This window comes from Micromonospora wenchangensis, assembly GCF_002210435.1.
GTDB lineage: Bacteria > Actinomycetota > Actinomycetes > Mycobacteriales > Micromonosporaceae > Micromonospora > Micromonospora wenchangensis.
This window is the reverse complement of the sequence record NZ_MZMV01000080.1, coordinates 1-25,707: the sequence shown is the minus strand read 5'-3', so window position 1 is coordinate 25,707 and position 25,707 is coordinate 1. Positions and strand designations below refer to the sequence as shown.

Sequence of the window (25,707 nt, the reverse complement as noted above, 5' to 3'; positions counted from 1 at the left end):
CGGCCCGCCCGGCACGCTCGGCCCGCCCGGCACGCTCGGCCCGCCCGGCACGCTCGGCCCGCCCGGCACGCTCGGCCCGGTGGGGGCGGGGTGGCCGGTCACCGACGGTAGGGGGCCCAGGCGACGAAGCGCTCGAACAGGTCACGTGGCGTCGGCCCGTCCTGCGGGTTCAGCCGGAACAGGTCGTGGCTCGCCTCGTGGTAGAGCCCGGACAGGTAGACGGCCAGGTCGACGGGGTGTGCGTCGTACTCGATGCGGAGCAGCAGCCGGGCCTCGGCGCACGGCCACGGGCCGCCGCAGGCCCGACACACCCACAGCGGTCGCAGCGGCAGGTGCGGCCGGCCGCCCGGCGGGTGGGAGCGGGGCCGGTCGGCGTACGGGCCGAGCCGGGGCACCGGAAACGGACGGAAGTTCACCGGTCTCGACCTCCTGCTGGTGGTGGGGACGGGGCCGCCCCTGCACGGGGGTTCACGGGCGGCCCCGCGGCGGGCCGGACGGAAGGCGACCCGCTGGTGACATTCTGGTGATGTCACCACTACTGTCGGAAGGCATCGACGCCGGCCCGGGTGAGGCCGGGTCGACGGCGAGGGCCGCCCGGTCGGACCGGGGAGGCGGCCGGGACAACCGTGGAGGACGTGTGGAAAGTGAACCGACCGCCGACCTGATCCGGGCACAACTGCGCAGGCTGAGGCTGCACGCGGAGCTGAGCCAGGAGGAGTTCGGCAAGCTGGTGCACTTCTCCGGCTCGCAGATCTCCGCCATCGAGTTGGGCCAACGCCCGTTCGACAGGCTGTTCCTCAGGCGGGCGGACGAGGTCCTGACGACCGGCGGGCTGCTCACCTCACTGCTCAGGCTGGCCGAGCGCTACTCGCAACCGAACTGGTTCCGGCCCTGGCTGGAAGCCGAACGTCAGGCACAGCAGCTCTGGTGTTACCACCCGACGCTCGTCCCGGGCCTGTTGCAGACGGAGAACTACGCCCGTGCGGTGATCCGGGCCGACGACATGCTCAGCGACGACGAGGTGGAGCGGCGGCTCGCGGTCCGGTTGGACCGGCAGAGCGTGCTCAGTCGTCAGCAGCCGCCGAAGCTGATCGCGGTGGTCGAGGAGGCGGTGCTCCGGCGCGCGGACGAGAGCTTCCGGGGCCTGATGGTGCAGCAGATCGCCCACCTGCTGGAGTGCGTCGACCAGCCGAACGTCAGCATCCACGTGATACCCGCCGAGGTCAGCACCCATGTGGGCCTCGCCGGCCCGTTCACGCTGGCGCTCGGCAACGACAGCGGTTGGGTCGGTTATCTGGAGAACCAGCTCGACGGCACCACGATCGACAAGGACGGGGAGCTGACTATCCTGATCGCGCGGTGGGAGAGCGTCCGCAGCGAGGCCCTGCCCCACAACCAGTCGGCACTGCTGATGAAGGAAGTGATGACGTCGTGGAGCTGACCGGTGCCACCTGGCGCAAGTCCACCCGCAGCGGCAACAGCGAGTGCGTCGAGGTCGCCGACGACCTGCCCGGCGTCGTCGGGGTGCGCGACAGCAAGGACCCGACCGGTCCCGTCCTCACCTTCGACCGCCGGGCCTGGCGGTCGTTCGTCGCCGCCACCGGCAACGGCACCCGCTGACCCGGCCCGGCCCGGCGCGCCGAGGGCGGTCGGCCACGCCGGAGCCGGCGGTCAGGGCAGGCGGTAGACGGAGACGTGGGAGCGGGATTCGGCGGTGAACTCGCCGCCGGCCCAGTCCGCGTGCCGGCTCTCCAGGGTGAACCCGGCGAGCTGCCCCATCAGGTCCAGCTCGGCGGGCCAGACGTAGCGGTGCGGGGTACGGAACAGTTCCGCCTGCCGGCCGTCGCCGAACCGGAAGTGGTGGGACACCACGTGCTGCGTCAGCACGTCGTAGGTGTCCAGGCCGACGTAGCCGGGTTCGGAGTGCCACACCACCGCCTGCTGCCCGGGTGGGAGTTTGCGCAGCTCAGGCACCCACAGTTCGACGACGAACCGACCACCGGGGGCGAGGTGCCGGGCGGCGTTGCGGAAGCACGCCACCTGTTCGGCCTGGGTGAGCAGGTTGGCGATCGTGTTGAAGACGAGGTAGACCAGCGAGAACTCGCCGGGGGCGACCGTGGTCGCCATGTCGCCGGGGACCACCGGGACGGTGTCCGCGTCCACCTTGGTGCGGAGCTGCGCGATCATCGGGGCGGACAGTTCGATGCCGGTGACCGGCACCCCCCGCGCGGCCAGCGGGACGGCGACCCGACCGGTCCCGATGGCGAACTCCAGCGCCGGCCCGTCACCGGCGAGCGCGGCGAGCCGGTCCACCGTCGGCCCCAGCACCTCGGGTGCGAACATCCCCTCGCCCGGCGTGTCGTAGTGCCGGGCAGCCTCGGTGTCCCAGATCTCCTCCTGCCGCATACCCCGATGCTCACCGCCCCAGAAACCCAAGTCCATCGAATTACCCCCACCCCGCCCTCTCGTCCCCACCCCTTTCGCCCCGGTGATCAAGAGGTTTGCGTCACCCCGCCCCCGGAATGCTGACGCAAACCTCTTGATCACCGCGAGAAGGCGCGGGGCGGGGGCGCGGGGGCGGGGGCGGGAAAGGGATCGCTGGGATCGGGGGGCCGGCTTACGCTGCGTCGATGTTGCTTCGTACGTCGACCACCCTGCTGCGGACCCTGCGCGAGGACCCGGCGGACGCGGAGGTGCCGAGCCACCGGCTCCTGCTGCGCGCCGGTTACATCCGTCGCGTCGCCCCGGGCGGCTACGCCTGGCTGCCGCTGGGCAAACTGGTGCTGGACCGGGTCACCGAGATCGTCCGGTCGGAACTGGCCGCGATCGGCGACCAGGAGGTGCACTTCCCGGCGCTGCTGCCGGCGGAGCCGTACCGGACCAGCGGCCGGTGGACGGAGTACGGCGACGACATCTTCACCCTCGCCGACCGGCGCGGCGCCGAACACCTGCTCGCCCCGACCCACGAGGAACTGGCGACGCTCCTGGTCAAGGACCTGGTCTCGTCGTACCGGGACCTCCCGTTGACGATCTTCCAGATCCAGACGAAGTTCCGCGACGAGGCCCGCCCCCGGGCCGGGCTGCTGCGCGGGCGGGAGTTCCTGATGAAGGACGCCTACTCGTTCGACCTGGACGACGACGGCCTGCGCGCGTCGTACGCCCGGCACCGGGCGGCGTACCGGCGGGTCTTCGACCGGTTGGGGCTGGCGTACACGGTGGTGCGGGCGGTCTCCGGGGCGATGGGCGGCTCGGCCTCGGAGGAGTTCCTGGCCGGCACCCCGGTCGGTGAGGACACCTACGTCGGCTGCACGGCCTGCGACTACGCGGCGAACACCGAGGCGGTGGCGACCCCCGCCCCGGCCGGCGGCGACCCGGACGCGCACCGCCCCGCCGAGGTGCACGACACCCCGGAGACGCCGACCATCGCCGCGCTGGTGGCCCTCGCCAACGACCGGAAGCTCGCCGGGCGGCACGACTGGACCGCCGCCGACACCCTGAAGAACGTGGTGCTGACCGTACGCCGACCCGGCGCGGACACCCCCGAGGTACTGGTGATCGGGCTGCCCGGCGACCGGGAGGTGGACCTCCGGCGGGTGGCGGCGGCGCTGCACCCGGCCGATGTGGCGGTCTTCGACGACTGGGCCGCCCACCCCGGGCTGGTCCGGGGCTATCTCGGGCCGCAGGTGCTGGCCAGGCTCGGCCTGCGCTACCTGGTCGATCCCCGGGTGGTCACCGGCACCGCCTGGCTGACCGGGGCGAACGAGCCGGGGCGGCACGCCACCGACGTGGTCTGCGGGCGGGACTTCGTCCCCGACGGCACCATCGAGGCGGCCGGGGTGCGCCCGGGTGACCCCTGCCCGGCCTGCGCCGCCACCGCCAGCGGCACTCCCGCCGACACCGCCGAAGCCGGGACGTCGGGCGGCACCGGCACCGGCACCGTCCGCACCGGCGGCGGTGAGCTGACGATCCGGCGCGGGATCGAGATCGGGCACATCTTCCAGCTCGGACGCCGGTTCACCGACGCGTTCACCCTCGACGTGCTGGGCGCGACGGGCAAACCGGTCCGGCCCACCATGGGCTGCTACGGCATCGGGGTGTCCCGGGCGGTCGCGGCGATCGCCGAACAGCACCATGACGAGCGGGGGCTGGTCTGGCCGGCGGCGGTCGCGCCGTGCGACGTACACCTGGTGGTGGCCGGCAAGGGGGCGCAGCTCGACGCGGCGCTCGACCTCGGCGGCCGGCTGTCGGCGGCCGGCCTGCGGGTGCTCGTCGACGACCGGGCCACCGTCTCGGCCGGGGTGAAGTTCACCGATGCCGAGCTGATCGGCATCCCGTGCGTCGTCGTGGTCGGCCGCCGACTCGTCGACGGGTACGTCGAGGTGCGCGACCGGGCGACCGGCGGGCGCGACGAGGTGCCGTGGGACGGCCTGGCCGACCAACTCCTGCGTCGGGTTCGCGGCAACGGGGTGTAGCGGACGCGCCACGGGGTACCGAAGTCGGATCGACTACGGGTGTTGTACGGAGGCTCTCATGTACCGGGTCAGTGACGTGATGACCAAGCAGGTGGTCTATCTGTCGGCGGAGACCACTCTGGACGAGGCGGCCAGGGTGATGAAGGAGGCCGACATCGGGGACGTGGTGGTCACCGACGGCTCCACGCTGGCGGGTCTGCTGACCGACCGGGACATCGTGGTCCGGGCGGTGGCCGAGTGCAGCGACCCGACCAGCACCTCGATCGGTTCGATCATCACCCGGGAGGTGGTGATGATCGAGCAGCACGCCACGGCCGGGGAGGCGGCGGCGTTGATGCGCGAGCGCAACATCCGGCGCATCCTGGTCTGCGACAACGAACGCAAGCTCGTCGGCATCGTCTCGCTTGGTGACCTGGCGATGCAGCTCGACCCCAGCTCGGCGCTTGCCGACATCAGCGAGGGCGCCCCGAACAACTGAGCCCGAACGAACTGAGCCGGACACGACGGCCGGTTACCGGGGGCGGGTGGCAACGACGGCCGGTGCGCACGGGTGACGTGGCCGGGGGCAGGTGGACCCACCCCCGGCCGGGCCGGGTGCCCGGGGCGGGCCGACCGTCGGGCGGGGACGGCAGGGGGCGGCGGTAGCCTGGCGGAATGCCCGAGATGCCGACGAAGCTGGCCGAGATCGTCGAGGAGTTCGCCGACGCGCCCCGCGACGTGGTGCTGGAGATGCTGCTGGAGTACGCCGACGTGGTCCCGCCGTTGCCGGCCGGGGTGGACCGCGACGACCTGGAGCAGGTCCCCGAGTGCCAGACGGCGTTCTTCCTGCGCGCCGAGGTCGCCCCGGACGGCACGGTGACCACCGTGTTCGACTGCCCGCCGGAGGCACCGACCACCCGGGCCTTCGCCGGCATCCTCGCCGAGGGGCTGGCCGGGGCGAGCGCCGCGCAGGTGCTCGACGTGCCGGACGACCTCTACCAGCGGATGGGCCTGGCGCAGGCGATCAGCCCGCTGCGGGTACGCGGCGGCACCGCGATCCTGGCCCGACTCAAGCGGCAGGTACGGGAACAAGCGGGCTGAGCTGGGGGTTGTCTCCGATCATGGAGATCGAGATCTACGCCGACGTGGTCTGCCCCTGGTGCTACATCGGCAAGCGCCGCCTCGAACAGGCCCTGGCGTCGTACGACGGCGAGGTGACCGTCAGGTACCGGCCGTTCCAGCTCGACCCGTCGCCGGTGACCACGTCCCGACCGCTGCTCGACGCGCTGGCCGCGAAGTTCGGTGGCCGGGAGCGGGCCGAGTCGATGGCCGGCCAGGTGACCCAGGTGGCCGCCGGGGTGGGGCTGACGTTGAACTTCGACCGGGCGGTGAGCGCCAACACCTTCGACGCGCACCGGCTGGTCCGGTTCGCCGACGAGCACGGTCGGGCGGGTGAGCTGGTCGAGGCGCTCTACCGGGCGCACTTCACCGACGGGGTCGACGTCGGCTCGCCGGAGGCGTTGGTGGCGCTGGCCGTCTCGGTCGGGCTGGACGAGACCGGGGCGCGCGAGTACCTGGCCTCGAACGCGGGTCGCCGCGAACTGGCCGCCGACCTGACCACCGCCCACCAGCTCGGGGTGACCAGCGTGCCGACCTTCGTCCTGGCCGGCAAGTACGGCGTCACCGGCGCACAGGAGCCCGAGACGCTGCTCGCCGCCCTGACCGAGGTCGCCCAGCGGGAGTCGGCCGCCTGACGCCCCGCGCGCCGGGGCGACATCGACCGGCACGATGTTTCACGTGCAACAACATCGATGAGCGGGAATGGCTAGGCGGGTCGGGCCAGGCCCTCCACCACCCGCGCCCCGGGCAGCGCGCCGAGCGCCGGCCCCGGCAGGGCGATCTTGCTGTGCCGTACGCCGGACCCGATGATCACGTGCGGGGTGGCGATCACCCGGGCGTCGACCAGGATCGGCCAGGACTCGGGCAGCCCGATCGGGGTGATCCCGCCGTACTCCATCCCGGTCGACTCGACCGCCTCGGCCATCGGGGCGAAGCTCGCCTTACGCACGTCCAGCGTCCGGCGGACCACCCCGTTGACGTCGGCCCGGGTGGTGGCGAGCACCACGCAGGCCGCGTACCGGATCTCGCCCTCCCGCTTGCCGGCGATCACCACGCAGTTCGCCGACACGTCCAGCCCCACCTCGTACGCCGCGCAGAAGGCCGCCGTGTCGGCCAGGGTGGCGTCGATCGGGGCGACCAGGACGGCGTCGACGTCGACGGGGGCCTGCGCCGGCCAGGACGTCAGCGCGGCGGCCACCGGTGCCGCCAGCAGGTCGGGGCGGGTCCGGGCGGGCTCGGTCTGCAACGTTCCCATCACGGCAGCGATCCTCGCACCCCGGGCCACGGGCCGCCCGTCGGGCCACCCCCGCAGGCCACCGGGGGTGCTACCACGGGTCCGGCAGGTCAGTTGCCGCCGAGGAAGGAGTTCTCCCGCAGGAACGCCCGGTCGTCGGCCGACGCCGACTGCGCGCCCCGCAGCACCTGGGGCCGACGGGCCTCCAGATCCTCCATGCCGTGCCGCACGGCGAGACGGATCACCCCGTAGAGGAAGACCAGACCGAAGACGTAGAGCAGCACCGTGACGACGAAGACCACCATGGGGTCACGGTAGGCAGGACCGTAACCCGTAGCCGACTCATCTTCGGTCGGTTCCCCCGTACGTGTCGGCCAAGTGATCGGCGTCCCGCCGCCCCGCCGCCCGGCCGACGGGCCGGCCACCCGGCGCGGCCTCACTTGAGCAGGTCGACGACGGTCAGCACGAGGAAGAAGGCAACCACCGCCTCGCTGATGATCCAGGAGTGCCGGTCCGCCCAGTCGCGCATCCGGGGCAGCACCCGGTCCGCCCGGTCGCCGAGCAGCAGCAGCGCCAGCAGCGGCAGCGCGAGCAACAACAGGGTCAGCAGCACGAACGGCACCAGGTGCCACCACGGCAGCCCGTGCCGGGCGGCGGTCGCCCCCACCGTCACCATCGTCAGGTCGTCGGAGGGCATCACCACGAACAGCAGCAGGCCCAGGCGGAACGCGTACCCGAAGCCGGCGTGCTGGAGGCGACCCATCCACCGGGGTTCGCCGGCCGAGTGCCGCCGGAGGAACACCACCACCGCCAGCACCACCAGCAGCGCCAACACCACCCAGTCGATTGCCGTCTCGACCGGCTTGCGGCCACCACCCCCGCCGCCGCCCCCGGCCGCGCCCCTGACCAGCCGGAAGACCAGCCAGGCGAGGGTCGTACCGGCGGACACCACGAGCGCCGCGCCGGCCAGGAAACCCAGCGACGCCCGCCGGGGCCGGTCACCGGAGGCGAGGAAGACCGCCGCCACCAGCTGCGTACCGGCCACCATCACCACGGCCATCGGCAGAATCGTCAGGAGGTTCATCGCCCACCATCCTCGCCGTCGGCACGGCCGGCCCGGCGGGATTCGCCCGGATCAGGCGGGACGCTCCCGGCCCGGCACCACCCGGCCGGCGAGCAGCGCACCGAGCAGCGCACACGCCACCGCCACGGCGAGCGTCCCCGCGTACCCGGCCGGGCCGGGCGTCGTCCCCGCGGCGAGCACCGTGCCGGTCAACGCCAGCACGGTCGCGGTGAACAACGAATCGGCCAGTTGCAGCGAGGAACTGTTGCGGCCCTGCTCGTCGGGGGCCGACAGGGCCAACGTCAACACCGACAGCGACGGGAACGTCAACCCCATCCCCAGCCCGGCCACCGCCCAACCGGCCACCCCCACCGCCACCGGCACCGCCGGCCAGACGGCGAGGGTGACGGTGGCCGTACCCGCCGCCACGCAGGCCAGCCCGAGCCGGGGCAGGGTCGCCGAGGACCGGGGCGGCGGCAGCCGACCCTGCGCCCAGGAACCCACCGACCAGGACAACGCGCCGACGGTCAGCACCAGGCCGGCGGCGGTCGGCGAGAAGCCGCGTTCCCGGGACAGCATCAACGGGATGACCACCTCCGCGCCCGCGAACGCCGCCGCCGCCAACCCGCGCAGACCCACCACCGTGGGCAGGCCCCGGGCCGCCCGCAGGAACCCCGCCGGCAGCAGCCGGGGCGCGCAGACCCCCAGCCCGGCCAGGGCCACCGCCACCAGGGTCACCGCGAGCACGCCGCGCTGCTGCCCCCCGTGGTGCAGCAGTGCGGCACTCACCCCCGCCCCGGCCGCCCACCCGATCCGGGCCGCCGCGCCCGCCGGGGGCCCGGCCGGCGGCGGCCGGTGCAGCGTCCGCAGGCCCGACTCGACAAGCAGCACCGCCGGCAGCGCCACCACCGGTACGGCGAGGAACACCCACCGCCAGCCCAGGTACTCCACGATCAGCCCGGCCAGCGCCGGCCCGACCAGCGACGGCACGACCCACGCCGCCGCGAACGCGGCGAACACCCGACGCCGCAGCTCCTCCGGGTACGCCTGCCCGACCACCACGTACAACGCGACCGAGAGCAAGCCGGAGCCGAAACCCTGCACCGCCCGACCGACCACCAGGGTGCCCATCGCGTCGGCGCTCCCGGCGACGAACAGACCGACGACGAACAGGCCGACCCCGGCCCACATCGGCCCCCGTGGCCCCCGGGCGTCGCACCAGATCCCGGAGAGCACCATGGCCAGCACACCGGCGGCGAACGAGCCACCGAAGGCGAGCGCGTACAGGCCCAGCCCGTCCAGCGCGCGGGCCACCGTGGGCATGGCGGTGCCCACCGCCAACGCCTCGAAGGCGAGCAGCGACACCAGGGCGACACTGCCCACCGTCATCGCCCGCAGGCGCGGGTCGTAGAGGCGGGTGGCAGGCGTCAGGGTGGCGGTCACTGGGTGACGCCGGGCGGTACGTCAGACATGCGCCCAGCCTGCGACCTGCACCCGGGTTCAGGTCAAGGGTGAGCCCGGTCTCGTCAGGCCGACTCCAGCGCCTCGCCGAGCCCCTTGGCCAGCCCCGACAGGTGCTGGTCGGCGAGCAGGTGACCGGCGGTGATCACCAGGGCGAGCGGCCACTCGATGACCTGGAGGGCGGCGAGCACCCCCAACCCGGCGTAATAGGCGATCTTGTCCGGTGGTGGCACCGCCACCTCGCCCAGCATCGGCACCTCCACCCGTCGGGTGTACGCCCGGACCATCTCGTGACCGCCGCTGAGATGACGCGTGATCGTGCTCATTCCGGCCTCCCTGCCGCTCGTCGGGTCGTCAGCGGGATTCCACAGGCACCGCCGTCCATGCCCCGCCACCGGCGGAAACTTCCCCCGGCCGGGGGGCATAACGGACGCACGACCGGGAAGCCAGGCCGCCTGACGAACGCGGGAGGCGAGATGGGCCACGGCGGCAGTGGGCGGGACCGATCCGGCCGTACCCCTCGATGACCACGCTGGGCCGGGTCGCCGGCCGGGTCCTCCCCTCGGTGCCGGTGCCGCCGCTGCTCGACGGGGCGTCCCGTACCGTCGGTTCGGCCGCCGGCCGGCTGGCCCGGGCGGCCGGGTTGACCCGCCGTCGGGTCTGGTCCCGCAACGGCCGGCACCACATCGAGGTGCACGGCGTCTGCCAGGACGGCGGCGACCGGCTGGCCTGCCAGGTCGAGGCGGCGTTGGAACGGCTGCCCGGGGTGGCCTGGGCTCGGGTGAACGCCCCCTCCGGCCGGGTGGTGGTGGCCGTCGAGGACCCGAAGCCGAAACTCGCCACCCTGATCGACACGGTGGCCCGGGTTGAGCGGGTCTGCCCGCACGAGCCGGACCCGGAGATCCCGCCCCCGCACCCGCCGGAGGACGGACCGCGTACCCCCCGGACCCTCGGCGCGCTCGCCTCCGACGCGCTGGGCCTGACCATCTCCGCCGCCACCCGCATCCTGCCGTTCACCCCGGTACCGGGCGAGGTGGCCGGCCTGCTCACCGCCGTCGACCTGCACCCGAAGCTGCACGACCTGGCCGGCCGGGGCTGGCGCGCCGACCCGCGCGCCGAGGTGCTGTTCCCGCTCGCCGAGGCGGTCGTGCAGGGCCTCACCGGCGGCTGGGCCGGCATCGTCCTCGACGGGGCGCAGCGGATCGTGCAGTGGGGTGAGGCGCGCGCCCAACTCACCACGTGGACCCGGGCCGAGCCGAGGCTGACCGGTGACCCGGAACGCGCCGTCGCCCGGTCACCCGGCCCCGGCCGTCCCTGCCCCCGACCCGACGGCCCCGTCGAACGGTACGTCTCGACGATGCTCGCCACCGGGGCCGCCGCCGGAGCCGCCGCGTGGCCCGTCGCCGGTCCGAAGCGGGCCGCCGCGCTCGGGCTCGCCGCGCTGCCCAAGGCCCCCGGCAGCGGCCGCGAGGGGTACGCCGCGCAACTCGGCCGGGTACTGGCCCGGCGCGGCGTGATCGCCATGGACCGCAGTGTGCTGCGGGAACTCGACCGGATCGACACGGTGGTGCTGGACGCGGCCGTGCTCGGCTCGCCCCGGGGTGTCCTCGCCGACCTGGCCCCGCTGGCCGGCGCGGACACCGGGGAGGTCGCCGGTCGGGCGTTCGCCCTCTTCGACCCCGACCACCCGGACGACGTCCGGGAGGCCGAGGGTTGGCGACTCGGGCCGCTGGCCGGACTCGACGCCGTCGACCCGGGGGACACCCCGCAGAGCCGACGGCTGCGCGCCACGGACGGCCCCCTGCTCGGCCTCGCCCACGATGGCACCCTCACCGCCGTCGTCCGGGTCACCCCCGAGCCGGCACCCGGCGTCGACGCGCTGCCCGCCGCCGCCCGGCACGCCGGCCTGCGCCTGGTGGTCGCCGGCCCCGACCCGCAGCGGTACGGCTTCGCCGACACGGTGCTGCCCGGCGGGGACCGGCTCGCCGAATCCGTCCGGGCCCTGCAACGCGACGGGGCGGTGGTGATGCTGGTCTCCGGCGACCGGGCGGCGCTGGCGGCGTCCGACTGCGGGCTCGGCGTGGCCGCCCCCGACGACCTGCCCCCGTGGGGTGCCCACCTGCTCGTCGGCACCGACCTGCGGATTCCGGCGCTGCTGATCGAGGCCGCCGGGGTGGCCCGGCGGATGACCGGGCAGAGCATCCGCCTCGCCATGGCCGGCACCGGGCTCGGCGCGCTGGGCGCGTTCACCGCCGCGCCGCCGCAGCTTCCCGGCCGTAGCCTCGCCGCCGTCAACGGCGCGGCGGCGCTGGCCTTCGCCAACGGGGTGTGGCGGGCCCGCCGGCTGCCCGACCCGGCCGAGGCTCCGACGCCGGCCGCCACCGCCTGGCACCTGATGCCGGTCCCGACCGTGCTACGCCACCTCGGCACCGGCCCGGACGGGCTCACCGACGCCGAGGCGCGACGCCGGCACCGCGCCGACCCGGACCCGTCGGCCGGGCCGGTCGGCCTGTTCCGGGCGTTCGTCGACGAGCTGGCCAACCCGCTCACGCCGGTGCTGGCCGCCGGTGCCGTCCTGTCCGCGGCGTTCGGTTCACTGGTCGACGCGGCCCTGGTCGGCGGCGTGGTCGGCGGATCGGCGCTGGTCGGGGCGGTGCACCAACGCAACACCGACCGGGCACTGGCCGAGCTGCTGTCCCGCTCGGCGGTCACCGCCAAGGTGCTGCGGGACGGCGTCGAACGGGTGACCGCCGCCGAGGACCTGGTCTGCGGCGACGTGGTGATCCTCGGCCCCGGGGACGCGGTGCCCGCCGACTGCCGGGTACTCACCGCCGACGGTCTGGAGGCCGACGAGTCGTCGCTGACCGGCGAGTCGCTGCCGGTGCCCAAGGGGGCCGCCCCGGTGGTCGCCGCCGCCCTCGCCGACCGTGCCTCGATGCTGTACGAGGGCACCACCGTCGCCACCGGTCGCGGCACCGCCGTCGTGGTCGCCACGGGAGCCGCCACCGAGTCGGGGCGTAGCCTCGCGCTGGCCCGGCAGGCCCCACCGGAGAGTGGGGTGGAGGCCCGGCTCGGCCGGCTCACCCGCTCGGCGGTCCCGCTGGCCGTCGCGTCGGCGGTCGCGGTGGCCGGGGCGGGACTGCTGCGCGGCGTACCGGTGGGGCAGACGGCGGCGACCGCCGCGAACCTGGCCGTGGCGTCGGTGCCGGAGGGGTTGCCGTTCCTGGTCAGTGCGGCCCAACTGGCCGCCGCCCGACGGCTGGCCGAGCACGGCGCGCTGGTCCGCAACCCGCGCACCATCGAGGCGCTGGGCCGGGTCGACGTGCTCTGCTTCGACAAGACGGGCACCCTCACCGAGGGCAGGCTGTTGCTCGCCGGGGTCGGCGACGGCGACCGGTTCGCCCCCGTCGACCGGCTCGACGACGAGCTGCGCCGGGTCCTCGCCGCCGGGCTCCGCGCCACCCCGTACGCGGCCGATCCGCAGGAGTTGCCCCAGCACACCGACCGGGCGGTCCGGTACGGCGCACGGCAGGCGGAGACCACCGAGCAGACCGGTGCGCACGGGTGGACGGCGGTGGGTGGGCTGCCGTTCGAGCCGTCCCGGGGTTACCACGCGACAGTCGGGCGGACCGCCGACGGTCTGCTGCTGAACGTGAAGGGCGCCCCGGAGACGGTGCTGCCCCGGTGCGGCGCGTGGCGGCTGCCGGGCGGCCGGGACGAGCCGCTGGACGACGAGGGCCGGGAGCGGCTGCACGCCGTGCTGGCCGACCGGGCCGGGGCGGGTCACCGCATCCTCGCCGTCGCGGAGTGCCGGGTCGGTGCCGAGGCGGTCACCGACGACCAGGTACGCGGGCTGGTCTTCGTCGGTTTCCTCGCCCTCGCCGACGGGATACGCGACAGTGCCGCCCCGGCGGTCCGCCGGATCAGGCAGGCCGGCGTGCACACCATCATGATCACCGGGGACCATCCGGCGACCGCCGAGGCGATCGCGTCGGCGATCAGCCCGGATTCCGACGGTCAACGGGTGGTCACCGCCACCGACCTGGACCAGTGGGACGACGCGGAGCTGGGTGAACGGCTGGGCCGTACCGACGTGGTGGCCCGGTGCACCCCGGCGCACAAGGTACGGATCATCCAGGCGTTGCAGAAGTGCGGGCGGACCGTGGCGATGACCGGGGACGGTGCCAACGACGCCCCGGCGATCCGGCTGGCCGACGTGGGCATCGCCCTCGGCCAGCGGGGCACCCCGGCCGCCCGCGCCGCCGCCGACCTGGTGGTCACCGACGACCGGCTGGAGACCATCATCGCCACCCTGGTCGAGGGGCGGGCGATGTGGTCGTCGGTGCGCCACGCGCTGAGCATCCTGGTCGGCGGTAACCTCGGCGAGATCGCGTTCAGTGTGCTCAGCGCCGCCGTCACCGGACGGTCGGCGCTCAACGGCCGGCAACTGCTCCTGGTCAACCTGCTCACCGACCTGGCACCGGCGCTGGCCATCGCCGTCCGGCCGCCCGACGCCGACCACGCCGACGGCCTGCTCCGCGAGGGGCCGGACGCCTCCCTCGGCGGCACCATGACCCGGGAGATCGGGCTGCGCGCCGCCGCCACCACCCTCGGGGCGACCGCCGGCTGGACGGTGGCCCGGTGGACCGGCCGGGAACGACGCGCCGGCACGGTGGCCCTGGTCTCGCTGGTCGGCACCCAGCTGGGGCAGACCGTGCTGGCCGGCGGCACCAGCCCGACGGTGCTCGCGTCGACTGCGGCGTCGGTCGGGGTGCTCGCCGCCGTGGTGCAGACGCCCGGGGTGAGCCAGTTCTTCGGCTGCACCCCGCTCGGCCCGGTGGGGTGGACCATCGCCGCCGGGTCGGCGCTCGGCGCGACCTTCGCCAACGGCGCGCTGACCCGGCTGGTGGAACACCTGCCGGCCCGGGGCCGCCCCGCCGACCCGACGCCGGCGGGCTAGACCTTCGGCGGGGGTCAGGCCGGGGGCGGGGACCAGGTGGCGGCGGCGCGACCCAGCCGGTCGTTGACCGCCCGGCCGACCCCCTCGTCGGGGGCCGGTTCGGCGAGGATCTCGGTCACCCCGGCCGCGTCCAGCCGGTGCAGCGCGTCGAAGAGGCGGGCGGCGGCCTCGGTCACGTCACCGGCGGGCGACAGCACCTCCACCGCCGCGTAGTCCGCCGCCGGGGCCGCCCGGAAGGCGAGGTAGCCCCGCCGGACCCCGTCGGCCGCCGCCGGCGCCGCGCCCTGCACCACCCGCAACGGGGTACGCGGCGCGTAGTGCGCGGCCAACGTGCCGGGGGCGACCGGCTGCCCGGAGCTGCCCGGCCGGACCGTCACCGGGCCGACCGCCGCGACGAGGTCCTCCACGGCGAGCGCCCCGAGGCGCAGCACCACCGGCTGCGGGCCGCGCGCGTCCACGATGGTCGACTCGATTCCGCACCGGGTCGGACCGCCGTCGAGCACCACGTCCACGGCCGCGCCGAGCCCGCGTACGACATGCTCGGCCCGGGTGGGGCTGAGCTGCCCGAACCGGTTGGCGCTCGGGGCCGCCACCGGCACCCCGGCGGCCCTGATCAACGCACGGGCGGACGCCTCGTCGGGCACCCGGACGGCCATGCTGTCCAGGCCGGAGGTGACGATCGGCGGGATCGCGGCCGGCCGGTCCACGATCAGGGTGAGCGGCCCCGGCCAGAACCGCTCGGCCAGCGCCGCGACGGTCGGCGGCAACGCGCCGACGAGGGCCGGCAGGTCGGCGACGTCGGCCAGGTGGGTGATCAGCGGATCGAAGCTGGGCCGCGCCTTCGCCTCGAAGATCCGCGCCGCGGCCCGGGCGTCCGACGCGTTCGCGCCGAGCCCGTAGACCGTCTCGGTGGGGAAGGCCACCAGCCCGCCGGCCCGCAGCACGTCGGCGGCCTCGGCGATGCCGTCGTGTTCGGCGGGCAGGACGCGGGGAGAGCCAGTGGTCACCACACGACGCTAGCCTGCCGTCGACGCCCGGACCGGTGCGGGTGGCCGGGACGGCTATTGCGCCGGGTCGGGTGCCATCGGGGGCGGGCCACCGGTCGGGGCGAACGGCGCGCGGGGCGGGCCGGTCTCCGCCCAGCACACGCCGCCCCGGAACTCGACGCCCGGGATGGCGTCGACGGCCCGGGTAATGTCCGCGACGGAGGCGAGCGCCCGGGTGAGGTCACCGCGCAGCTCCGCACTGGCGGACCCCAGGTCGTCCTCCTCCTGCGCCCAGTCGATGTCGGCGGCACGCAGCCCGGCGACCGCGTGGTCGGTCAGCGCGGCCGGATCGGTCACGGTGACGTCGATCCGGCAGTAGAGCTGGAGACGGCGGCTGCCCGGGTCACCATCGGTCGCCATACGGCTCAGCGGCTCCGACGGGAGCGGAGCAACGCCCAGACGCCCCCGCCGATGGCCAGCATCGTGGGCACCAGGCAGCAGAGCATCAGGACGGCCAGGTGCCACGGTCTGAGTGCTCCCATTGCCGAGAGGTTAGAGGACACGCGCCGACCGCGCCGCCCCGCGCGGTCGGTCGCGCTGCGGAAGAATCGCCGGCATGCTTCACCCGCCGCGTGCCCTCCTGCTGGACTTCGGTGGCGTACTGGCCGATGCGCCACCGCAGCCGCCCGCCCCACCGGAACTCGTCCGACGGCTCTCCCGGCTCGTCGACGGCGCGGTGTCCGAACGGCAGGTCGCCGCCGACCTGACCGAGGGCGCGCGACGGTACTCGGCCTGGCGCGACGACGCGGGCCGGACGGCCGATCCGGTGGAGCTGCCGCACTCCCGGGTGTGGGCAGAATTCGTCACCGGATCGTGGCCCCGCCAGGCCCGCGACGCCGTCGACCGCGAGGCGACTCCCCTGTCGTACGCCTGGACGTGGCGCGCGGACTGGGCGGTGCGCCCGGGTATCCCCGAAGCACTGCGGGCAGCGACGGAGGCGGGCCTTCCCCTGGCCGTGGTGAGCAACACCCTCTGCGGTGCCGCGCATCGGGACTTCCTCACCGCCGCCGGGCTCGCCGGGTCGTTCGCCGCCCAGTTCTACAGCGACGAAGCCGGCCCCCGGAAGCCCAACCCGCGCCTGGCGCTGCTAGCGGCGGAGGCCGTCGGGGTTCCGATCGGTGACTGCTGGTTCGTCGGGGACACCCTCGGTCGGGACGTCGAGTGCGCCCGCCGGGCCGGGGCGGGGGCGGCGATCCTGATGCGTTCCCCCCGCACCGACCGGGAGCCGCCACACCCCGCCGTCGTACCGGATGCCCGGGTCGAGGACGGCCACGGCCTGCTGGCCCTGCTGCGTCAGGCCTGAGCAGGTTCCGGTCGTTCCTCCCGTCGCCGCGGAGGGCCGCCTCCCGGCCGGCCCGCTGCCCTAGCCCCGCCCCAGCACGTCGTCCACCGACGAGGCTCCCGGCACGTGGTGGACCGCCACGACGGCGTCGCGCGGCAGCGCCGAGTAGACGTGCGGGAAGGAACCGCCGTCGGAGGTGTCCTCCCAGCGCACCGCCGCGCCGAGTAGGCCGGCGTCGAGGGCGACGACCACGAGCGCCGGCTCCTGCGCGAAGAACCGCAGCGCGGTCGCACCCACCTGGGCGCGCGAGGAACAGTGGATGAAGCCGCTGCTGTGGTCGAACGGCGAGCCGTCGAAGCGCCCGGCGGATTCGAACTCGGCCCACTCGGCGGGAAGGAGGATCTTGTAAATCAGCACGACCCAGAGTGGCAGACGGCCGGTTGATCCGCAGCTACCGCAGCCTGTCAGCCGCCCGTCTGTCGGCAGGCTCGGCTGTACGGATGGCGGTAACCGGGACCGAGATCAACCGGTGTTCGTGCTGGTGGAGCCCAGGGGACTCGAACCCCTAACCCCTGCCTTGCAAAGGCAGTGCTCTGCCAGTTGAGCTAGGGCCCCCGAGGGCGGGTCGAGCCGCCGGGTGCTGGCTGGTCAGCGCAGGTCGGGCGAGGTGGTGGCCTCGTGCCACAGGGCGCGCTCGTCGTTGGATTCCTTGACCTTCTTGGCCACCACAGCAGCGACGCCGATGATGCCGACGAGGAACAGAAGCTTCTTGAACATGGGGCGACCCCTCGCGCTCGACTCGACTGCCCGTCGGAACGGTGTGCGGTGGGGCTAGCTGGAATCGAACCAGCGACCTCAGAGTTATCAGCTCTGCGCTCTAACCGACTGAGCTATAGCCCCGCGTGGCGACGAGCAAGATTAACCCATCGCGTCGTCCGCTCCCAAATCGGGGTGGTCGACGCTCCCGCGCCTTCCCGACCGTACCGGTCGGCCCGCGACCGGGCGAGCCCTTTCCCCCGGTCCTGGAACCGGAGATCGACTCCGTTGGCGGGAAACAGCGGCATCAGGGGCCCCGGACACCGCTGGATCGACCCACGAGCGACGTCCCAGCGGGCCCGAGCGGGGCACGGCCACCGGGCCGGGAAAAGCACGACGCCGGGGCGGCCGCTGTTCGCGGCGCCCCGGCGTCGGGTCGGATCAGTCGCGCTCGGCGAGCGTCAGCTCGATCCCGCCGACCAGGTCGGCACAGACGTTGTAGATGAACGCGCCCAGGGTGGCGAGCGCGGTGAACAGCACCACGTTCACCAGACCGACGAGGGCGGACGTCAGGATGACGCCCTTCGCGGTGATCTGGAAGCCGCTGTTGGTGCCCTGCCCGCCGCTGGCACTGACCAGGTCGGTCAGGCTGTCGTTGACGCTCTGGAACACGCCCATCGCGTCCAGCGCGAGGTAGAGCACCGAGGTCGCCACGACCACCACGATGAACAGCACCACGGAGACGGCGAAGGCGAACTTCATCACGGACCACGGGTCGATCCGCTTAAGGTTCAGCCGGGCCCGACGCGGCCCCCGGGAGGCGGCCGAACTGACCGAGGTACGCGCGGCACGTACCGCGTCACCCACCCGGGCGGCACCGACGGCGGCCGCGCCACCGATGCCCGGGGGCAGGCCGCCACCGTTGGCGGGGCGGGCGTTGTCCGGGGTCGGCCGGAAACCGCCGACCTTCGGCTGGGTGCCGGTCGTGGACGGGGAGGTGGCGGCCCCCACCGCGATCGGCTGTGTCGTGTTGCTCGACCGGGCCGCCGCAGCCACCGGCTGGGTGGCCGAAGAGGGCGCGTCGGTGCCTGTCGGCTGGGGCTTCTCGGTCGTCCCCGAGTCCTCACCGGGCTTGTCCGGCGGCGGTGCCATGCCGGGTGCCCGGGTGAACTTCGGGGCAGGCGCGTCGGCGGGGACGGTGGCCCGACCCACGGCGGCGCGGCCGGCGGGGGTTGTACCGCTCTTGGCGGCCTCCTCGTCGACCGGGGTGGCCGAGGTCCCCTTGTTCCCCGACTTCGCCTGTGTCTCCGTCATTCAACTAGTCCTGTTCGTCAGGCTCGTCGGCATTGCGAGCAATCGCCACGATAGTCACGCCGTCCGGGAGGTCCATCAGCTTGACCCCCATTGTGTTCCGGTCACGGGTACGGCGTACAGGCTTCACCGGAGTCCGGATGACGCCGCCGTTGCTGGTGATCGCGAACAGCTCGTCGTCCGGGTCGATCACCACCGCGCCGACCAGACCACCGCGGCGCTCGGTGATCTTCGCAGTCAACACGCCCTTACCTCCCCGGCCTTGAACCGGGTATTCCTCGATGGGGGTGCGTTTCGCATATCCCCCGTTCGTGGCCACCAGGACGTCCAGGCCCTCCCGGACGACCTCCATGGCCAGCAGGACGTCGTCGTCGGTGAAGCGCATGCCGATCACACCCGAGGTGGCCCGGCCCATCGGGCGCAGCGCCTCGTCGGAGGCGTTGAACCGGATCGCCTGGGCCTTCTTGGAGACGAGCAGCAGGTCCTCCTCCGGCGCCGCGAGCACGGCACCGACCAGCTCGTCCTCATCGCGCAGGTTGATCGCGATGACGCCGCCGGACCGGTTGGAGTCGAACTCCTCGAGTCGGGTCTTCTTCACCAGGCCGTTTCTCGTGGCCAGTACCAGGTAGGGGGCCACCTGGTAGTTCGGGATTTCGATGATCTGCGCGATCTGCTCGTCCGGCTGGAAGGCGAGCAGGTTGGCCACGTGCTGGCCCTTGGCCACCCTACTGGCCTCGGGCAACTCGTACGCCTTGGCCCGGTACACGCGGCCCTTGTTGGTGAAGAACAGAATCCAGTCGTGCGTGGAGCATACGAAGAAGTGGCTGACGATGTCGTCCTGCCGCAGCGTCGCGCCGCTCACTCCCTTGCCGCCGCGCCGCTGCGAGCGGTAGAGGTCGACCTTGGTGCGCTTGGCGTACCCGGTGCGGGTGATGGTGACCACCACGTCCTCGCGGGCGATGAGGTCCTCCATCGAGACCTCGCCGTCGAACGGGACGATCTTCGTACGCCGCTCGTCGCCCCACTTCGCGACGATCTCGCTGAGCTCCTCGGAGACGATCTTCCGCTGCCGTTCCGGCTTGGCGAGGATGTCCTTGAGATCGGCGATCTCCAGTTCGAGCTTGGCCAGGTCGTCCAGGATGCGCTGCCGCTCCAGGGCGGCCAGCCGGCGCAGCTGCATGTCCAGGATCGCGGTCGCCTGGATCTCGTCGATCTCCAGCAGCCGGATCAGGCCCTGCCGGGCGTCGTCGACGGTGGGCGAACGCCGGATCAGGGCGATCACCTCGTCCAGCGCGTCCAGGGCCTTGGCCAGACCGCGCAGGATGTGCGCCCGCTCCTCGGCCTTGCGCAGCCGGAACGCGGTCCGCCGCCGGATCACCTCGATCTGGTGCTCGACGTAGTACCTGATGAACTGGGCCAGGTTGAGCGTGCGCGGCACCCCGTCGACCAGGGCCAGCATGTTGGCGCCGAAGGTCTCCTGGAGCTGGGTGTGCTTGTAGAGGTTGTTCAGCACCACCTTGGCGACCGCGTCGCGCTTGAGCACCAGCACGATCCGCATGCCGGTGCGCCCGGACGACTCGTCCCGGATGTCGGCGATGCCGCCGAGCTTGCCCTCCTTGATCAGCTCGGCGATCCGCTCGGCCAGGTTGTCCGGGTTGACCTGGTAGGGCAGCTCGCTGACCACCAGCGCCGGCCGGCCCCGCTTGTCCTCCTCGACCTCCACCACGGCGCGCATCCGGATCGAGCCACGCCCGGTCCGGTACGCGTCCTGGATGGCCGACTGACCGACGATCAGCCCGTGGGTCGGGAAGTCCGGGCCCTTGACGATCTCCAGCAGCGCTTCGAGGGTGGTCGCCTCGTCGGCCTCCGGGTTCTCCAGGCACCACTGCACCGCCGCGCCGATCTCGCGCAGGTTGTGCGGCGGGATCTTGGTGGCCATCCCGACCGCGATGCCCTCGGAGCCGTTGACCAGCAGGTTGGGGATGCGCGACGGCAGGATGGTGGGCTCCTTGGCCCGGCCGTCGTAGTTGTCCTGGAGATCGACGGTGTCCTCGTCGATGTCCCGCAGCATCTCCATCGCCAGCGGGTCCAGTTTGCATTCGGTGTAGCGCATCGCGGCAGCCGGGTCGTTACCCGGCGAGCCGAAGTTGCCGTTGCCGTCGACCAGGGGGTAGCGCAGCGCCCAGGGCTGGGCCATCCGGACCAGCGCGTCGTAGATGGCCGAGTCGCCGTGCGGGTGGAACTGCCCCATCACGTCCCCGACGACCCGGGAGCACTTCACGTAGCCCCGGTCCGGCCGGTAACCCGAGTCGTACATGGCGTAGAGGATCTTGCGGTGGACCGGCTTGAGCCCGTCCCGTACGTCCGGCAGCGCCCGCCCGACGATCACGCTCATCGCGTAGTCGAGGTACGAACGCTGCATCTCGACCTCGAGCCCGACCGGCTCGATCCGGTCGTGCTGGACGACCGCCGCGAGGGGTGTCTCGGTGGTCTCCGGCTCGTTCGGGGTGGACTCGGGAGTATCGGTCACTGTTAACCCTTATCAGACTCAGAGTCGTTTTCGTGCTGTGGATAACGCTGTGGATACCGGCCAGGCTGTGGATAACCCGGTGGACGACGGCCGGCCGGTGGGGCACCGGCCGGCCGTGCCGTCAGATGTCGAGGAACCGCACGTCCTTGGCGTTGCGCTGGATGAACGAGCGGCGGGCCTCGACGTCCTCACCCATCAGCACGCTGAACAGTTCGTCGGCGGTCGCGGCGTCGTCGAGGGTGACCTGACGCAGCGTCCGGGTGGCCGGGTTCATCGTGGTCTCCCACAGCTCGGGATAGTTCATCTCGCCGAGACCCTTGAACCGCTGGATGTCGTCCGGCTTGGCGTTGGGCTTCTTCTGCTGGCGCAGCGCGATCAGCCCGTCGCGCTCCCGGTCGGAGTACGCGTACTGGGCGTCGTCGCCCTTCCTGTTCCACTTGATCTTGTAGAGCGGCGGGGCGGCCAGGTAGACGTGGCCCAGCTCGACCAGCGGCCGCATGAAGCGGAACAGCAGGGTGAGCAGGAGCGTCTGGATGTGCTGACCGTCGACGTCGGCGTCGGCCATCAGCACCACCTTGTGGTACCGCAGCTTCTCCATGTCGAAGTCGTCGTGGATGCCGGTGCCCAGGGCGGTGATCAGCGCCTGGACCTCGTTGTTCTTGAGCACCCGGTCGATCCGGGCCTTCTCCACGTTGAGGATCTTGCCGCGGATCGGCAGGATCGCCTGGGTGCGCGGGTCGCGGCCCTGCTTGGCCGAGCCGCCGGCCGAGTCGCCCTCGACGATGAACACCTCGGACTCGCGCGGGTCGGTGGACTGGCAGTCGGCCAGCTTGCCGGGCATCGAGCCGGACTCCAGCAGCGACTTGCGGCGGGCCAGCTTGCGCGCCTGCTGGGCGGCGATCCGGGCCCGCGCCGCCTGGGACGCCTTCTGGATGATGGTCTTGGCCTCGGCGGGGTTGCGGTCGAACCAGTCGACCAGCCGGTCGTTGCAGACCCGCTGCACAAAGCTCTTGACCGGAGTGTTGCCCAGCTTGGTCTTGGTCTGGCCCTCGAACTGCGGGTTGGCCAGCTTGACCGAGATGATCGCGGCCAGCCCCTCGCGGATGTCCTCGCCGGAGAGCTTCTCGTCGCCCTTGAGCAGCTTGCGGTCGGTGCCGTAGCGGTTGACCACGCTGGTCAGCGCCGCCCGGAAACCCTCCTCGTGGGTGCCGCCCTCGTGCGTGTTGATCGTGTTGGCGAAGGTGTAGACCGACTCGCCGTACGACTCGTTCCACTGCATGGCGATCTCGACCGACATGCCCTCCTCCTCGGCGGCGAACTCGACGACCGTCTTGTGCATCGGGTTCTTCGAGGCGTTGAGGTGCCGGACGAAGTCGGCGATGCCGCCCTCGTAGAAGAAGGTGACCTCGCGGGGCTTGCCCTCCTCGCCCTCGGCGACCCGCTCGTCGAGCAGGTGGATGGACAGGGCCCGGTTGAGGAAGGCCATCTCCTGCAGGCGGCGGTAGATGGTCTGGAAGTCGAAGTCGACCGTCTCGAAGACGTCCGGGTCGGGCCAGAAGGAGACCGCCGAGCCGGTGCGGTCGGTGGTCTCACCCTTGTCCAGCGGCTCCGGCTTGGAGTTGTGGTACTTCTGCCGCCACACGTGGCCGGACTTGTGGATCTCGACGGCCATCCGGGTGGACAGGGCGTTCACCACGGAGACGCCGACGCCGTGCAGACCGCCGGAGACCGCGTACGCCTTGCCGTCGAACTTGCCACCCGCGTGCAGCACGGTCAGCGCGACCTCGACACCCGGCTTCTTGAGCTTCGGGTGCAGGTCGACCGGGAAGCCACGGCCGTTGTCGGTGACCCGGACCCCGCCGTCGGCGAGCAGCACCACGTCGATGGTGTCGCAGTAGCCGGCGAGCGCCTCGTCCACCGCGTTGTCCACGACCTCCCACACCAGGTGGTGCAGGCCACGCTCGCCGGTCGACCCGATGTACATGCCGGGTCGCTTGCGGACCGCCTCCAGACCCTCGAGGACGGTGATCGACTCTGCGCCGTAATCCTGCTTGTCCTGCGCTGCCACCCTCGGCCACTTTCTCGCACCGTCCGCGCCGAGGGCGCGGGGGCGCGGGTTCGGCGGACAGGACGCGACGTCGGCGTGCACGGCGGCGGCCCGGCAGGGCCGTCGCGGATCGTGCGCGCCGGTCGCCGCGGTTGCCCGCGGATCGCGATCGGCCAGACCCGACCCGGGACGTTGATCAAGGGCTGGTGAGGGCCCCCGTCCGTCGCACCGCGTCAGGTCGTCGTCTCAGCGTCAATCTTACTGTGCGCACACGACATAACCGCCACTCGGCACCCCTTGAAGGCGGCTCAGACCCTCGTAGCCGGCCGAATCTCGCTGTCCGCGACTCCCCCTACACGCCCCGGTCCGGTTTCCGTGCCCGCCGCCACCGGATAGTCCGGCTCGCCGGGCGGCGCGGGGTCGCGTCGGGTGGTGGTCGTACCGTAGCTTTGCGGCGCGCGGCGAACTCGCTCGTCTTGATCTTTTCCACCCGTAACCGGGACGATGGACCCGATCGATCCGACACGTGCTCTCGAGAGGTGACACCAGATGGGGCTGGACAATGTCGCGGTGCACTGGCCGCGGACCGGCCGCTTCTACGATCCGGTCGCGCCGGCCGAGTTCGTCGACTTCGGCGAGATCGTCGACATTCCCCGCATCTCCGCGCCGACCGCCGCGCTCGCCGAGCACATCGCCAAGACCGGCACGGTCCGGGCGACCGCGTACACCGAGCTGGTCGACCTGATCCTCGGCCTGGAAAATGTGCTCTACGCCACCGACGCCGCCGCCGAGGACGAGGATCCGGTGATCGACCCGGACGGCTGCTCCTGGATCGCCGGCGGGGTGGAGAAGTTCGTCGCCCAGCACCGGCCGCACGGCGAGACGGTGACCTTCGAGTCGGTCAGCGAGGTGCTCCGCGCGCTGCTCGGTGACGGTCGCCTGGCCGAGCAGCAGTTGCGCTGGCTGGGCAGCCGGCTCGACCGGCTGCGCGACGAGAACGGCGACCCGCCGCAGTGGGACTTCACCTGCGCCGAGCTGGGGGTGCTGGCCGCCTTCTACCGGCGCTGCGCCGACCGGGGCTTCGCGGTCTACGCCGACGCCGAGCCCGGCCGCCGTCCCGGCCCGCAGCCCTGAGGTAGCCCGGGTGTGTGGCCTAGCTGTCCGGCGTGGGTGCGGATGCCACCGCGCCGTTGGCGGCGGCGATCACCCGGGTCAGCGCCGCGTGCAGGTCGCGTAGCTCGGCCAGCGGCAGCCCGAGCCGGGCGACGACCGCCGGCGGGATCTGCTCGGCACGGCCGCGCAGCGCCCGGCCGCTCTCGGTGAGCGACACGGCGAGGCTGCGTTCGTCGGCCGGGTCCCGCTCCCGGCGCAGGTAGCCGGCCGCCTCCAGTCGCTTGAGCAGGGGCGACAGGGTGCCCGGGTCGAGTTGCAGCAGCCGGCTCAGCTCCCGGACCGACAGCGGCGCGTGCTGCCAGAGCGCCAGCATGACCAGGTACTGCGGGTGGGTCAGCCCCATCGGCTCCAGCAGCGGCCGGTAGACCGCGACGACGCCCCGGGCGGCGACGGAGAGCGCGAAGCAGACCTGCTCCTCCAACGCCAGCGGATCCTCGTCGGGCTGTCCGTCCACCTGTGCTCCTCCTCGTCGCCGTTGCGATGCTACCAATGCTTGGTGTACCAATGGTTTGTACACCAAGCGTCGAGGAAGGGTCGGTTGCCGATGAGCGAGGACAAGCCGGCGGCGAAGGCCCCGGGCGAGGGTGGCCGACTGCTGGCCTGGGCGTTCAAGAACCTGGCCGGCCCGCCGGAGGTGGCCGGCGCGGTGCAGGGCGGCTCCCGGCAGGCCCGCGACGCCTGGAAAGAGGACCTGGAACGCCGCAAGCAGTGGAGCCGCGAGCAGCGCGAACGCAAGCGCGCCGAGCGGGAGGCCCGCCGCGCCGGACGGTGAGCCTCAGCCGTAGGTGTCGCGCGGCCCCCGACCACGCACCCGACGCGGCCCCCGCGACCAGGACGGCGCCGCCGGTCCGTGGATGTGCAGCTTGCGCACCACGTTGTGGCCGACCTCCCCGGCGATCCGCTTCAACAGCGACCCGGCGAGCAGCCGAAGCTGGGTGGCCCACGCGGTCGACCGGGCCTCCACGGTCAGCTCGCCGTCCTCCAGCTTGACCGGGCGGCTGTGCTGGGCGATCTCCGGCCCGACGACCTTCTCCCAGGCACCGAAGACGGTCGCCTCGGCCGCCGGCTGCTGCCAGCCCCGCGCCTTCATCAGCCGTTCCAGCACCGCGCCCAACGGCTGCGGGTCCCGCGGGTCCGGCCCCGGCCCGGAGTAGCCGCGCAACCGCCGCCCACCGCCGTCGGCCGCGCCCGTCACCCCCGGTCGCCGGGCGCGGGCCGCCGACTCCCGCCGGGCCCGCGCCGCGTCCAGCACCGCCCGCGCCAGCTCCGGCCCG

26 protein-coding genes and 2 tRNA genes are annotated in these 25,707 nt (G+C 73.1%); 10 read left to right on the top strand and 18 right to left on the bottom strand.

From position 1 onward, the window contains the following. Positions 1 to 98: 98 nt before the first annotated feature. Entirely contained in the window at positions 99 to 416 is a 318-nt protein-coding gene (locus B5D80_RS29535; RefSeq protein ID WP_088647209.1) for a hypothetical protein, read from the bottom strand. Positions 417 to 637: 221 nt separating this feature from the next. Here B5D80_RS29535 and B5D80_RS29530 point away from each other — a divergent pair, with 221 nt between their 5' ends. After that, on the top strand, positions 638 to 1,441 hold the full coding sequence (locus tag B5D80_RS29530; RefSeq protein WP_088647208.1) for a helix-turn-helix domain-containing protein: 804 nt from the start codon (positions 638 to 640) through the stop codon (positions 1,439 to 1,441). Then, positions 1,432 to 1,620 (top strand): DUF397 domain-containing protein, encoded by a 189-nt coding sequence (locus tag B5D80_RS29525; protein ID WP_088647207.1) that lies wholly within the window; start codon positions 1,432 to 1,434, stop codon positions 1,618 to 1,620. The genes B5D80_RS29530 and B5D80_RS29525 overlap by 10 nt, the downstream gene beginning before the upstream one ends. Positions 1,621 to 1,671: 51 nt before the next feature. Here the strand turns inward: B5D80_RS29525 and B5D80_RS29520 are convergent, their stop codons facing one another. Next, on the bottom strand, positions 1,672 to 2,406 hold the full coding sequence (locus B5D80_RS29520; protein ID WP_088647206.1) for a class I SAM-dependent DNA methyltransferase: 735 nt from the start codon (positions 2,404 to 2,406) through the stop codon (positions 1,672 to 1,674). Positions 2,407 to 2,630: 224 nt separating this feature from the next. Here B5D80_RS29520 and proS point away from each other — a divergent pair, with 224 nt between their 5' ends. The 4 genes from proS to B5D80_RS29500 all read left to right on the top strand — a co-directional run bounded on the left by proS (position 2,631) and on the right by B5D80_RS29500 (position 6,205). Further along, positions 2,631 to 4,472, top strand: coding sequence for a proline--tRNA ligase (gene proS / locus B5D80_RS29515; protein ID WP_088647205.1), 1,842 nt, complete (start codon positions 2,631 to 2,633; stop codon positions 4,470 to 4,472). A 58-nt stretch (positions 4,473 to 4,530) separates the two neighbouring features. Next, the gene (locus B5D80_RS29510; protein WP_088647204.1) at positions 4,531 to 4,950 is read left to right on the top strand and encodes a CBS domain-containing protein; all 420 of its coding nucleotides are present in this window, start codon (positions 4,531 to 4,533) and stop codon (positions 4,948 to 4,950) included. Between the two features lie 176 nt (positions 4,951 to 5,126). After that, complete coding sequence (locus B5D80_RS29505; RefSeq protein WP_088647203.1) at positions 5,127 to 5,552, top strand: SufE family protein; 426 nt, start codon at positions 5,127 to 5,129, stop codon at positions 5,550 to 5,552. Positions 5,553 to 5,572: 20 nt separating this feature from the next. Then, complete coding sequence (locus B5D80_RS29500; RefSeq protein WP_088647202.1) at positions 5,573 to 6,205, top strand: DsbA family oxidoreductase; 633 nt, start codon at positions 5,573 to 5,575, stop codon at positions 6,203 to 6,205. A gap of 71 nt (positions 6,206 to 6,276) precedes the next feature. Here the strand turns inward: B5D80_RS29500 and B5D80_RS29495 are convergent, their stop codons facing one another. The 5 genes from B5D80_RS29495 to B5D80_RS29475 all read right to left on the bottom strand — a co-directional run bounded on the left by B5D80_RS29495 (position 6,277) and on the right by B5D80_RS29475 (position 9,654). Further along, positions 6,277 to 6,825 (bottom strand): YbaK/EbsC family protein, encoded by a 549-nt coding sequence (locus B5D80_RS29495; RefSeq protein ID WP_088647201.1) that lies wholly within the window; start codon positions 6,823 to 6,825, stop codon positions 6,277 to 6,279. Positions 6,826 to 6,914: 89 nt separating this feature from the next. Then, positions 6,915 to 7,109 (bottom strand): hypothetical protein, encoded by a 195-nt coding sequence (locus tag B5D80_RS29490; RefSeq protein WP_088647200.1) that lies wholly within the window; start codon positions 7,107 to 7,109, stop codon positions 6,915 to 6,917. A gap of 131 nt (positions 7,110 to 7,240) precedes the next feature. Further along, on the bottom strand, positions 7,241 to 7,888 hold the full coding sequence (locus tag B5D80_RS29485) for a GAP family protein (RefSeq protein WP_088647199.1): 648 nt from the start codon (positions 7,886 to 7,888) through the stop codon (positions 7,241 to 7,243). Positions 7,889 to 7,939: 51 nt separating this feature from the next. Further along, positions 7,940 to 9,310 carry an MFS transporter gene (locus B5D80_RS29480; protein WP_245855056.1) on the bottom strand — a complete coding sequence of 457 codons (1,371 nt, stop codon included), beginning with the start codon at positions 9,308 to 9,310 and terminating at the stop codon, positions 7,940 to 7,942. An 83-nt stretch (positions 9,311 to 9,393) separates the two neighbouring features. After that, positions 9,394 to 9,654: a hypothetical protein gene (locus B5D80_RS29475; RefSeq protein ID WP_088647198.1), complete on the bottom strand. Its 261-nt coding sequence runs from the start codon at positions 9,652 to 9,654 to the stop codon at positions 9,394 to 9,396. A gap of 197 nt (positions 9,655 to 9,851) precedes the next feature. Between B5D80_RS29475 and B5D80_RS29470 the strand changes: the two genes are divergently transcribed. After that, on the top strand, positions 9,852 to 14,288 hold the full coding sequence (locus B5D80_RS29470; RefSeq protein ID WP_088647197.1) for a cation-translocating P-type ATPase: 4,437 nt from the start codon (positions 9,852 to 9,854) through the stop codon (positions 14,286 to 14,288). A gap of 14 nt (positions 14,289 to 14,302) precedes the next feature. On the opposite strand, the gene B5D80_RS29465 is transcribed toward B5D80_RS29470, so the two are convergent. Continuing rightward, on the bottom strand, positions 14,303 to 15,271 hold the full coding sequence (locus tag B5D80_RS29465; RefSeq protein ID WP_088647211.1) for an L-threonylcarbamoyladenylate synthase: 969 nt from the start codon (positions 15,269 to 15,271) through the stop codon (positions 14,303 to 14,305). 78 nt (positions 15,272 to 15,349) lie between these two features. Next, complete coding sequence (locus B5D80_RS29460; protein WP_088647196.1) at positions 15,350 to 15,694, bottom strand: hypothetical protein; 345 nt, start codon at positions 15,692 to 15,694, stop codon at positions 15,350 to 15,352. A 196-nt stretch (positions 15,695 to 15,890) separates the two neighbouring features. Here B5D80_RS29460 and B5D80_RS29455 point away from each other — a divergent pair, with 196 nt between their 5' ends. After that, positions 15,891 to 16,637 carry an HAD family hydrolase gene (locus B5D80_RS29455; RefSeq protein WP_169733125.1) on the top strand — a complete coding sequence of 249 codons (747 nt, stop codon included), beginning with the start codon at positions 15,891 to 15,893 and terminating at the stop codon, positions 16,635 to 16,637. 60 nt (positions 16,638 to 16,697) lie between these two features. Here the strand turns inward: B5D80_RS29455 and B5D80_RS29450 are convergent, their stop codons facing one another. The 7 genes from B5D80_RS29450 to gyrB all read right to left on the bottom strand — a co-directional run bounded on the left by B5D80_RS29450 (position 16,698) and on the right by gyrB (position 23,281). Next, positions 16,698 to 17,033, bottom strand: coding sequence for a DUF952 domain-containing protein (locus tag B5D80_RS29450; protein WP_088647194.1), 336 nt, complete (start codon positions 17,031 to 17,033; stop codon positions 16,698 to 16,700). A 122-nt stretch (positions 17,034 to 17,155) separates the two neighbouring features. Then, positions 17,156 to 17,231: transfer RNA gene (locus B5D80_RS29445), tRNA-Ala, on the bottom strand. Between the two features lie 33 nt (positions 17,232 to 17,264). Then, entirely contained in the window at positions 17,265 to 17,393 is a 129-nt protein-coding gene (locus B5D80_RS33985) for a DLW-39 family protein (RefSeq protein ID WP_211291697.1), read from the bottom strand. Between the two features lie 49 nt (positions 17,394 to 17,442). Then, a tRNA-Ile gene (locus B5D80_RS29440) sits at positions 17,443 to 17,516 on the bottom strand. Positions 17,517 to 17,813: 297 nt separating this feature from the next. After that, entirely contained in the window at positions 17,814 to 18,686 is an 873-nt protein-coding gene (locus B5D80_RS29435) for a DUF3566 domain-containing protein (protein ID WP_088647193.1), read from the bottom strand. A 4-nt stretch (positions 18,687 to 18,690) separates the two neighbouring features. Continuing rightward, the gene (gyrA, locus tag B5D80_RS29430; protein ID WP_088647192.1) at positions 18,691 to 21,213 is read right to left on the bottom strand and encodes a DNA gyrase subunit A; all 2,523 of its coding nucleotides are present in this window, start codon (positions 21,211 to 21,213) and stop codon (positions 18,691 to 18,693) included. Between the two features lie 121 nt (positions 21,214 to 21,334). Continuing rightward, entirely contained in the window at positions 21,335 to 23,281 is a 1,947-nt protein-coding gene (gyrB, locus tag B5D80_RS29425; RefSeq protein ID WP_088647191.1) for a DNA topoisomerase (ATP-hydrolyzing) subunit B, read from the bottom strand. Between the two features lie 528 nt (positions 23,282 to 23,809). On the opposite strand from gyrB, the gene B5D80_RS29420 reads away from it, so the two are divergent. Further along, positions 23,810 to 24,394 carry a hypothetical protein gene (locus B5D80_RS29420; RefSeq protein ID WP_088647190.1) on the top strand — a complete coding sequence of 195 codons (585 nt, stop codon included), beginning with the start codon at positions 23,810 to 23,812 and terminating at the stop codon, positions 24,392 to 24,394. Between the two features lie 19 nt (positions 24,395 to 24,413). Here the strand turns inward: B5D80_RS29420 and B5D80_RS29415 are convergent, their stop codons facing one another. Then, positions 24,414 to 24,887: a MarR family winged helix-turn-helix transcriptional regulator gene (locus B5D80_RS29415; RefSeq protein WP_088647189.1), complete on the bottom strand. Its 474-nt coding sequence runs from the start codon at positions 24,885 to 24,887 to the stop codon at positions 24,414 to 24,416. A 90-nt stretch (positions 24,888 to 24,977) separates the two neighbouring features. Here B5D80_RS29415 and B5D80_RS29410 point away from each other — a divergent pair, with 90 nt between their 5' ends. Next, positions 24,978 to 25,205: a hypothetical protein gene (locus B5D80_RS29410; RefSeq protein ID WP_088647188.1), complete on the top strand. Its 228-nt coding sequence runs from the start codon at positions 24,978 to 24,980 to the stop codon at positions 25,203 to 25,205. A 3-nt stretch (positions 25,206 to 25,208) separates the two neighbouring features. Here the strand turns inward: B5D80_RS29410 and B5D80_RS29405 are convergent. Continuing rightward, positions 25,209 to 25,707: DciA family protein (locus tag B5D80_RS29405; protein ID WP_144081800.1), on the bottom strand; the 499-nt coding region annotated here is incomplete at its 5' end.